Consider the following 10115-nt stretch of genomic DNA (forward strand, 5'->3'; position numbering starts at 1 on the left):
AAAACTAGAAAGGCAAGGCACTGCTCACTTGTGAAGCTTAAGTGAACAGCATTGTAATTTTTCCTTTCAAAAATGGTTATAGTGTACTGTTATGCATTTACACTGGGCATTGTTTTCCAGGCACCGTAGACGTACAGTCCGGGTACCAGCAAGCTGAGCGCCAGATTCGTAATACGGAACTTTCCGCCGCCGATCAGACCGATTCCCGTAGAAATAATGCTCAGAACCGTGATCCCAATGCCCCAGTTCACGCATTTGCTGGCATTCTCAGGGACTTTGCACGCCCTGAGACCTTTTACGCCGGCGATGATCTCAATCACCGAGTTGATTGTCACGATGATGGAACTCGCGTAGAGGATACCCGTTCCATCTGCACTCCCCGCCAGCGCCGCCAGTGCACTGACACCAAGAATCGCGATCACCCCGGCGATCCCTGCGATGATGCCGCCTGCGATCATCAGGATAGAAGTGATCTTCAAAAATATCTGTCTGCCGTTAGTCATGGTAATTTTCTCCGTTTTTGTTGATTCAGAATGCAAATTCTTCACGGTATCTTTGGTTATTTCTCTTGCTTTTTGAACTCGACTGTTTTGCTGCTGTCCGCAAGGTCGAGCTCCAGGATCAGTCTGCCGTCAGTATCTTCATCCGAGGCCTCATGGTAAAAGGAAGTGATTTCCCCCGCAGGGGATCCATCTTTCCTCTGCAATACGCAGGTATCCAGGAAAAACTCCGTAGACTGGACGATTCCCGGCTGAAGATAGACAAATTGAATAGGATCATCCAGCTATTGCTCGCCATCCAGTAAAAGCTTGATGCGGCAGCCGCTGTCCAGCTCTATGACATAATGCCCGTCCTCACTTGACCAAGTGCCTGAAATCACCTGAAGCAGCATCTCATTATCGGCGTATGTATGATCGCCATCCAGTATCGTAGGAGTCTCTGAACCATCTATCGTAGGAGTCTCTGAACCATCCACAGTGTCCGGATTCATCGAGCCGCCATTTTCCATGATCCGTTCAGCAGCAAAATAACGAAACAGACGAACTCCGGTCACTCCCAGAACTGTCAGCGCAGGCAGCGCAATCAAGAATACGCTTCGAATCTGTTTCATCCCCCCTCCTTTCTCCTGATGAGGATTCCTGCTGCAGAGCAAGTTCGGCCTGAGCTGCGGCAAGAAAAAGCCGGCACGTGTTCCGCTTGCCTCTCAGGGCCTTCTCGTTTTCGACAGAATACGGATATTTATTTTCCTTACAGATTGATACTGTGGCCATTGTAATGAGTTATTTTCGATCGCGCCCTGTCCTTAAGTACAGGTTCGGACACTTTTTTCAGAAAAATTTTCAAAAAAAAATCCCGGCTCTAAAGAAAGCCAGGATAGACAGAACAGGTTCTTGTTATTCGGTTGTGGAAAATGTCTGTTCCTCGGGGAGGTTTGGAACGATAAAATTCTTCTTTGTTACCGCGATGGCAAGCTGGGTTCTATTCGTAAATCCGGTTTTGGGCAAAATGTTGGAAACATGGTATTTGATGGTTCTTTCCGAAACATTCAGCCGGGCGGCGATCTCATAGTTTTCCAATCCGTCACAGATCAGCCGCAGTACCTCGATCTCCTTTGACGTCAGCTCCGTACTTTCGACCAATCCCAATTTTCCTTCGGCGTTTCGCCCGGAAAAAGATGTTCGCCCGCCATGGTCCGGTCGATCACGTCGATCAGTGCTTCCGGACTGATGTCCTTATACCAGAAGCTGTCCACTCCGGCCGCTTTTGCACGTTTCAGGTAGCTCACCTCAACCATGGATGTGACGATGACGATCCGGATGTCCGGAAACTTCGCCTTGGTCTCGGCGGCAGCTTCAATGCCGTCTTTACACCCTGAAGTACAGGCATCCATCAAAATCAGGTCAATGTGCTGCTGACCGCATTTCAAAAGAGCCATATCCGCTCCGTTGAGACTGGCGGCCAGCTCCTATCTGCAGCTGTCGGAAAGCACCCGCTCCATGTATTCACGGGGCATCCGCTGATCCTCTACAATCAGAACCTGTTTCATTTCATACTCTCCTTTGTCCCCGGGAAAACCACGGTCAGCACAAAGACCGGTTTCGACTGTATTTCCATCGTACCGCCGCAGTCCAGAATATGGCGATACAGGTTGAAAAGTCCGTCCTTGGGAACGATCTCCGTTTCGGGCGATCTTCCGTCGTTTGTGATCTGCATGGAAATGCTGCCGCCGGTTTTCTCCACCGTTATATACAGTGCTGTTGATCCGACATGGCGCACGCTGTTTGTCAGACATTCCCGCATGGCGAGGATCATCACACCGCGAAGCTTCTCCTGCTCAGGCAATTCTCCGGATAAGTTTACTTGGATACCGATGGTCCTGGCATCCTGCAGGAATCTGTCCAGCTCGCTGTGCCCCTGCGAATAGTCATTATCGTATTTAATAGCGCTGACCGCACGGGAGAACAGCTCAATGGCATTTGCCGCTTCCTCCGTCTGGTTGTGGTTAAGAATGTGGCGTATGGCAATCAGTCCCGCTCCCATATCGTCATGCAGCTTCGTCTTGGCGGCGAGCACTTCCTTTTCTCTTGTCAGGATTAAAGCATTGTCAGAAAGCCATTTCAATTCGAGCGAAATGGCTTTCAGCCGTTTAATCTGCGCTTTCAGCTCAAGATTTTTATGGTACAGCTCCGTGACATCCGAAAAGATAGCTTCCGTATACAAGGTGCCGTCCGACGCTTTCACTTCAGTCTTCCGGTAACGCCAGGCTTTGCCGTCGGGAAAAAGACAAGTCTGCCTCTGGGGAGAGAGCTGGATCACCCCGCTGCACGCGTTGCAGTCTGACAGCGCATCCTGCAGTTCCGCAACCGTCTGGAGATCACTCTGTGAGATCGTGCGGAACAGAGTATCCATTTGCCGGTTGCACAGTTTCACACTCCCGGAGGGCGTAAAATAGCAGATGCCGCTTGGCAGCATATCCAGAGCCTGCTTGACGGAATCGCGGCTGAGCGTCTGCTTTCCCAGTCTGTGCAGCTTTGCCATATCCCATATCAGCAGAAGATCTGCCGCTAATGTGATGCCCCATAAAAGCCACATAGGCAGAGGCAGCCATGTCCTGTACGCCAGTCCTTTGGTCATCTTTGAAAAAGCATCCGCCAGCCCGGACAATACGATAAGAACGAGCACAAATATGGATAGATGCATAATATTATTCCGCTTGTCGCGCAGTTTACCGTAAGCAGCCAGCATCACGAAAAGGGACAGGATCAGGGTAAGGAACAAGGCAACCAGCAGCGGCGTTTGTGCCGGAGTTGAAGAAAAATAAAAATTCCTCATGCCGGTTCACCCGCCTTTCCGATCCGAAGGGAAAAGCGCTATACGCCTTCCTCACAGGTGCACGTATCGGCAAGAACAGACAGCTCCGACAAATCGCCTTTGCTTTCCGCATGCAGATAAAAGACGATCGCATCTTCCAGACTGCGGGCTTTCAGCCAGACAAAACGAAGGTCATCCATGGCCGCTTCCGTCACGGCTTCAAAAAAGTCATAGACACGGATTGCATCCTGGGTATAAATGCGGTTTTTGCCCGGAATATCCATGGCACATTCCACACTCATCAGTTCCAGATTGGCAAGGGATTCCTCCAGACAGGCGGACAGCTCAGCGGTATCCGTTACGCTCGATCTTTCACCGATAAACATCAGATTGCCCCGGCGTTTTATGTACGCGCCGATCACCGCCGCTTTTGCCAGCAGACTGCGGCGAATTTCCGGATTGTCTTCCGCTTCATTTTGTGTCAGCAGCTGATCGAGCAGCTCGATCTGATGCACTGTGTGTGCCTGCAGCCGGTCATAGAGCCGGCTCTTTTCCCGAACTGCATTGATCTTTACCTTGGTTTTATAGTTTTGCTGCTCCACATCATCGCTTTCCGAAATCCTTTGCCGGTTTTCCTCCAGCTTTTCCAGCAGAGCAGTAATGTCTGTGATATCTTCCTGCCACAAAACATGACCGCCATTGATCCTGCAGCTTCTGAGCAGCGTGTTGCGATCCAGCATGGTCGCGTCCTTTTGTGCCGAGCGTATCACATCCGCCGTCAGCATCGGTGCGTTTGAAGAGGCATAACGGGTATGCAAGTCCGTGTCTACGATCTGCGCTCCTATGGAGCCGGCTTCAAGCAGCGATTTGTACCCGGTATTGGTCTGAATCAGCCCGCTCTGAATACAGCTTTCCAATATTCCGGTAAACATCAGGCACTGGGCTGCCGTGATGTCTCCGCCGATCAGCCGCATCCATTTTGCGCCGCTGATATATCAGGGCATATGCGATCGAGCATGTTAACAGCAAGAACGGAAGATATTTTTTCCTTTGGGAGAGTCGGCACTTGATCAGCATGATGACAAATGCCGCCAAAGCACAAAATATCTCCCATCCGAGAACGATATAATACCCGAATCTATATCCATTGTTTTCGCCCGTCCATGCCTCTCCTTCCGGGAAGGAAAAGGCAAGCTGATGGAAATCATTTGTAAGCTCAAAAAGCAGACAGAGCACCGTAGGAACAGCTAATAACAGGAGCGTCGTTTTCGATAACTTTGCATTTGCGGGCTTCCCCAGTGGGAGGGCAACAAGCAAAGAAAACAGCGGAATAAACAGCATGGGCAGGTAGTACCAGTCCCACAGTTGCCGTGCTGTTCCGATATCGGTTATGAAATAGTATTTCATTGAACGGAGAATAAACCAGAAAACCATTAAACCTGAAACAGCAATCAGATAATGGCGCACCTCTACCTGAATGATCCGTTTGCTGACGGAAATTTCCCATCCGATATAAAGAGCGATATAAATAAGCGAGCGGACAATTCCACTGGGAACGCCCAATATGCCAAGATTTCCCAGAACGCGTAAGAAAACAGCAGAGAAGATCATCGCGTCTACAAGAAGACCTGTTTTGTGATTCTGTTTCGTCATGAGGAACCTCCTTTCTAATTCATCTTGTTTTATTATTCGGGCAAGGTACAGGTAACGTTTTCCCGAAGAACCGAGGCAGCCATATTTTTGATTTAGCCAGGCTGGGACTGACCCGTCAGGAGCAGCTGAACATCGCCATCTCGCCTGTCCGCTCGTATGAATGAAAAAGTCTGCACGGTCATACGCCGTACGGTTATTTCTGCTTTCTGAAAAAAAAGAACCCCGAACTATACAGTCCAAGGTTCTGTCGGAAATCACGAGCGATGCTCAAAAAGTTATTTGTTTAAAATTTGCGGTAACCCCGTTTTACGACATTTTTTCGATTAACAAAACGGCGCAAACGCTGTTTAAACCTGATTTTTGTGCTTATTTAGTCCGAGAGGGGCTTCATCGTCGGGAAGAGCAGGACTTCGCGAATCGAGCTCTGATCGGTCAGGAGCATGACAAAACGGTCAATGCCGAGGCCGACACCGCCGGTAGGCGGCATGCCGTATTCGAGGGCTTCTACGTAGTCGACGTCCATGTCGTTCGCTTCATCATCGCCCAGTTCGCGCAGAGCGAGCTGATTGAGGAAGCGTTCTTTCTGGTCAATCGGATCGTTGAGCTCAGAGAAGGCGTTGGCGTATTCGTGGCCTTTGATGAAGAGCTCATACCGGTCGGTGAAGCGCGGATCTTCCGCGTTCTTTTTGGCCAGCGGGGAAATTTCTACTGGATAATGGTAGACAAATGTCGGCTGTTCCAGCGTTTCTTCCACATATTTTTCGAAGAACAGGTCGAGAATGTGACCAACCGAGTTGTGCTTCTTCTCGAGTTCAATGCCGTGTTCTTCCGCAATTTTCTTCGCTTCTTCGAAATCGGTAATTTTTTCGAAGTCGATGCCGGTCTTTTCGAAAACCGCTTCGGACATTTTCAGACGAGCGAACGGCTTAGAAAGATCAATTTCCGTACCCTGATACGTTACGGTCTGCGTACCGAGAACGTTCTGTGCTACATAACGGAACAGACCTTCGATCAGGTCCATCATGCCCCGCAGATCGGAGTAAGCCACATACGCTTCAACGGTTGTGAATTCCGGGTTGTGGGTCTGGTCCATCCCTTCGTTACGGAACAGACGGCCGATTTCATAAACCCCTTCGAGTCCGCCGACAATCAGACGCTTCAGGTTCAGCTCAGTAGCAATACGCAGATACATATCGATGTCGAGCGTATTGTGATGCGTTACAAACGGACGGGCTGCCGCACCGCCAAGAATGGTATTCAGAACTGGCGTTTCGACTTCAATCAGGCCCTGGCCGTCAAGATACTGCTGAATGGCACGAATGATTTTCGGACGCGTAATTGCAATGCGGCGGGCATCGTCATTCATGATCAGATCGACGTAGCGACGACGGAAACGCTCTTCCATATCCGTCAGTCCATGGAATTTTTCCGGAAGCGGACGGAGTGATTTGGAAAGGTGCGTGTACTCTTTGGCGCGTACGGCAATATCACCATGATCGGTTTTCATCAGAATGCCTTCAATGCCGACAATATCGCCAATATCGTTTTTCTTGTACACTTCGTAAGCCTCATCGCCTACCGTATCTTTACGTACGTAAATCTGGATCTGGCCGTCACGGTCCTGGATATGCATGAATCCGGCTTTGCCCATGCGGCGCTTGGTCATAATGCGGCCGGCGACTTTAACCGGAACCTGAAGTTCTTCGAGTTCTTCTTTGGATTTATCCGCATAAACCGGCAGAATATCGCTGGTTCGGTGGGTTCTTGGATAGGCCTGGCCGAATGGATCAACGCCCATATCGATCAGATCCTGCATTTTCTGACGACGGACTTTTTCCTGTTCAGTCAGTTTTACGTTATCTTTATTGCCTTTCTGGCTCATGATGACATTCCTTTCTGTTTACATATTTTCGGTGCGCAAAACAAAAGTCTGCAGATCAGACCGTTCGCTTTCCAGTTTGGAAAAAGCGTTCAAATTCACTTTATCAAAAACAGTTCTGACCATTTTTCGTTTTGCTTTCTCTTCAGAGTATTCATTTTTTCGGGCTCTGTCAAATTGTTCGAAAACCCGTACAGACGCCCGCTATGCCTGCGACAGGCTGTATGGCTTTAGCCAAGGACTTTTTTAATCTCTTCGAGATGAATAGGTCCCTGACGAAGGATTACAGGTGCGTCCCCGGTGCAGTCCACGATGGTGGAGGCGATGCCTTCCTGACAGGGACCGTCGAGAATTCCGTCGAGTGCCGGAAGCATATCGGCAGCCTCTTTCATGCAAAGGGCAGCCGGTTCGCCGGAAAGATTGGCGGAGCTGACCATCAGCGGTCTGGCTGTCTGACGCATGACATCGAGCAGTACCGGCGCATCCGGAATGCGAAGGGCAATCGTATCCTTCCCGTTCGTGTATTCCCGACTGGCGTTTTCTTTAAGACGTACGATGAGCGTCATGGCGCCAGGTAAAAATGCGTCCGCCAGCTTCTGCGCCAGCGGGGAAATTTCAACGATATCCTCGACCTGATCCAGAGATGCGCACATCATCGGGATCGGTTTGGATTCCGGTCTCTTTTTAATCTGTTTCAGTCTTTGAAGGGCGTCCAGATCACCGCAAATGCAGCCGACGCCATATACGGTATCGGTCGGAAACGCGAGGATTTTTCCGTCCTTCAGATCCTGAGCCATTTCACGAGTCTGTGTACTCGAATACTGTTTCATTTTTTCACCTGCTTTAGAATTTCCGCTTAATTTATTTGGGTTTCTACTATATAGTGCCTTAAGCATTGTACACAACCAGAGCCGGCCTGGCTTGCCCAAAAGCCAGATCGGTGTTCTGCAGCGTACGTGTCCGGCTTGTCTGCATTCGGATTCGGATCCCAAATCGCCGGCAGCCCTTGTCCTGGCGATCGTTCCTGGGATGCGGATACATTGGCCGGGTGTGCTATTCTCGTTAAGAGGAAGATAAGAAAGCAGGCCGGGTTTTACGGTCTGCCTTTCTTCTGTTTTTTTAATCTGCCTGTTTACACGCTTTTGGCTGAACGGCGCGGCCGGTTTCAGCTTCAGGAGGTTTTACATGTTTGAAGATACCATTGCGGCGATTGCTACCCCGCTGGCGCGCGGAGCCATCTCCATTATCCGGCTCTCGGGCGACGATGCGATTGCGATCGCGGATTCCCTCTTTTCCGGAAATCTTTCCGCCGCGAAAAGCCATACCATTCATTATGGATATATTGAAGAAAACCAGACGCCGGTTGACGAGGTTCTCGTTTCTGTTTTCCGTGCCCCTCGATCGTATACGTGCGAGGATGTTGTGGAAATCAATGCACACGGCGGACCGCTCGTTACCCGCAAGATTCTTTCGCTGCTCCTGAAAAACGGCGCGCGGATGGCCCGACCCGGCGAATTTACGGAGCGCGCCTTTCTGAACGGCCGGATTGATCTGTCCCAGGCGGAAGCGGTCGAAGACATGATTGATGCGTCCACCGATGCCGGAAGCCGACAGGCCATCTACTCCATTCGCGGAGAAATCCGCAAGCTGCTTCAGCCGCTGATCGATTCCATGATGGATCTGATCGCCAATATCGAAGTCAATATCGATTATCCTGAATACGAAGATGCCGCCGAAATGACGGCGGAAACGCTCCTGCCTCATTCGCGTGAAATTATTGAACGCATGGATGAAATTATCGAACGTTCGAAAGCCGGGATGATGGTACAGGACGGCATCAGGACGGTCATTGCCGGCAAGCCGAATGTCGGCAAAAGTTCTCTGCTCAACGCTCTGCTGCGGGAAGACAAAGCGATTGTAACGGATATTGCCGGAACGACGCGCGACTTAGTCGAAGGCCGTGTTCAGATCGGCGATTTTGTTCTCAATCTTGTCGATACCGCCGGCATCCGAGAAGGGGCAGAAAAGATCGAGCGGATCGGTATTGAAAAAAGCCGTCAGTCGATTGAAGATGCGGACCTTGTTCTGCTCGTTCTGGATGCGTCCAGACCTCTCGACGAACAGGATCAGGAGCTTCTGAAGATGACCGAAAACAAGCGGCGCATTCTGATCCTGAACAAAAAGGATCTTGCCCCCGCCTTTGAAATGGTTGGCGCCGTCTCGATTTCCGCTCTGAACAAAGATCTGGGCGGCTTGAGCGAAGCGCTCGGCCATCTGTTCACGAGCGATCAGATCGTATGGCAGCCGCGTCTTTCCAACGAACGGCAGCTCGGGCTTCTAAGTCAGGCCCGACAGGATATGGATCGCGCCAGAGAAGCTATGGAAAACGGCATAGAGCCGGATCTGATCGAAATTGATCTTCTGTCTGCACACGATCATCTCAAGGAGATTCTCGGTGAAGTTCACCGGGAAGATCTTCTCGATACCCTGTTTACCAATTTCTGTCTGGGCAAATAAGGAAAACGCCCGCTAGGAGTACTTTTTCATGTATTTTATTTCCACCTTATCCGCCAGCGCGCCCATCGTTTTGCGCGAAGCCGCCTATATGTCGGATACGACCCGGCTGTTTCATGAAGTGGTCATGGATCTGGCAGCCTTTTCCATGTATCTGCTGGAGCTGATGTCGATCATCCTGATCGTCTTTACCACCGTTTCGGCGTTCTTCAAGCTGTTTCGTCATGAACGCTATGCCCGCGTCTATCTGCTTCATGGCCAGTCTCTTGGTCTGACCTTCAAGCTGGGTGCCGAAATTCTGCGAACGATCACAGCGGCGTCCCTGATGGATATTTTCGAAGTCTTTCTTCTCATTGTGGTCAAGGCCTGCATGGTCGTTCTGATCGACCGGGAACTGAAGAGTGCTGATGAAAGCGATCTTTCGCTTCCTCCCGCTCAGCGTATAAAAGAAAGCCATGGATCCAAGTCTTCGCGTTCGGGAGCAACCTATCATTTCTCCCTGCTCCATAACGAAAACCGTACCCGTTCAGCCGAAGAAATGGATGAACTGCGAAATGAAGTCGAATCTCTGCGCCGTCAGCTGGATGCCCAGAATACGGCTTCGAATTCCGCCTCAAACGATCCGCAAACCGAATAAATCTGGATCCATTTCAGGTTCATTTTTCCATTCGTGGAAAATGAACCTTTTTTTACGTATATTTCCTCAATGCTGTTCACTTAAGCTTCACAAGCTCACTTACAAATCAGGTTAGTTCCT

General features: G+C 50.2%; 11 protein-coding genes. 2 read left to right on the plus strand and 9 right to left on the minus strand.

Annotated features, from left to right (window positions below; genetic code table 11):
• Positions 1 to 89: 89 nt before the first annotated feature.
• From Q2J39_RS09630 to Q2J39_RS09670, 9 genes are all read right to left on the minus strand, one after another.
• Positions 90 to 503, minus strand: a complete 414-nt coding sequence (locus Q2J39_RS09630) for a hypothetical protein (protein WP_288340398.1) — start codon at positions 501 to 503, stop codon at positions 90 to 92.
• A 281-nt stretch (positions 504 to 784) separates the two neighbouring features.
• Positions 785 to 1111 carry a hypothetical protein gene (locus tag Q2J39_RS09635; protein ID WP_230268388.1) on the minus strand — a complete coding sequence of 109 codons (327 nt, stop codon included), beginning with the start codon at positions 1109 to 1111 and terminating at the stop codon, positions 785 to 787.
• A 283-nt stretch (positions 1112 to 1394) separates the two neighbouring features.
• Positions 1395 to 1640 carry a response regulator transcription factor gene (locus Q2J39_RS09640; protein WP_288340401.1) on the minus strand — a complete coding sequence of 82 codons (246 nt, stop codon included), beginning with the start codon at positions 1638 to 1640 and terminating at the stop codon, positions 1395 to 1397.
• Positions 1619 to 1936 carry a response regulator gene (locus Q2J39_RS09645; RefSeq protein ID WP_288340403.1) on the minus strand — a complete coding sequence of 106 codons (318 nt, stop codon included), beginning with the start codon at positions 1934 to 1936 and terminating at the stop codon, positions 1619 to 1621. The genes Q2J39_RS09640 and Q2J39_RS09645 overlap by 22 nt, the downstream gene beginning before the upstream one ends.
• Before the next feature lie 107 nt (positions 1937 to 2043).
• Positions 2044 to 3333, minus strand: a complete 1290-nt coding sequence (locus Q2J39_RS09650) for a sensor histidine kinase (RefSeq protein ID WP_288340405.1) — start codon at positions 3331 to 3333, stop codon at positions 2044 to 2046.
• Between the two features lie 38 nt (positions 3334 to 3371).
• On the minus strand, positions 3372 to 4229 hold the full coding sequence (locus tag Q2J39_RS09655; protein ID WP_288340407.1) for a hypothetical protein: 858 nt from the start codon (positions 4227 to 4229) through the stop codon (positions 3372 to 3374).
• On the minus strand, positions 4168 to 4965 hold the full coding sequence (locus Q2J39_RS09660) for a histidine kinase N-terminal 7TM domain-containing protein (protein WP_230268393.1): 798 nt from the start codon (positions 4963 to 4965) through the stop codon (positions 4168 to 4170). The genes Q2J39_RS09655 and Q2J39_RS09660 overlap by 62 nt, the downstream gene beginning before the upstream one ends.
• A gap of 370 nt (positions 4966 to 5335) precedes the next feature.
• Entirely contained in the window at positions 5336 to 6847 is a 1512-nt protein-coding gene (lysS, locus tag Q2J39_RS09665; protein WP_230268394.1) for a lysine--tRNA ligase, read from the minus strand.
• A 227-nt stretch (positions 6848 to 7074) separates the two neighbouring features.
• Positions 7075 to 7674: an L-threonylcarbamoyladenylate synthase gene (locus Q2J39_RS09670; protein ID WP_230268395.1), complete on the minus strand. Its 600-nt coding sequence runs from the start codon at positions 7672 to 7674 to the stop codon at positions 7075 to 7077.
• Between the two features lie 355 nt (positions 7675 to 8029).
• Here Q2J39_RS09670 and mnmE point away from each other — a divergent pair, with 355 nt between their 5' ends.
• Both mnmE and Q2J39_RS09680 read left to right on the plus strand, forming a co-directional pair.
• Positions 8030 to 9361, plus strand: coding sequence for a tRNA uridine-5-carboxymethylaminomethyl(34) synthesis GTPase MnmE (gene mnmE / locus Q2J39_RS09675; RefSeq protein WP_288340410.1), 1332 nt, complete (start codon positions 8030 to 8032; stop codon positions 9359 to 9361).
• A 28-nt stretch (positions 9362 to 9389) separates the two neighbouring features.
• The gene (locus tag Q2J39_RS09680; protein ID WP_230268397.1) at positions 9390 to 9995 is read left to right on the plus strand and encodes a DUF1622 domain-containing protein; all 606 of its coding nucleotides are present in this window, start codon (positions 9390 to 9392) and stop codon (positions 9993 to 9995) included.
• Positions 9996 to 10115 lie beyond the last annotated feature (120 nt).

Origin of the sequence: uncultured Allobaculum sp. (assembly GCF_948576815.1) — a bacterium.
GTDB classification, from domain to species: Bacteria; Bacillota_I; Bacilli_A; order Erysipelotrichales; family Erysipelotrichaceae; genus Allobaculum; species Allobaculum fili.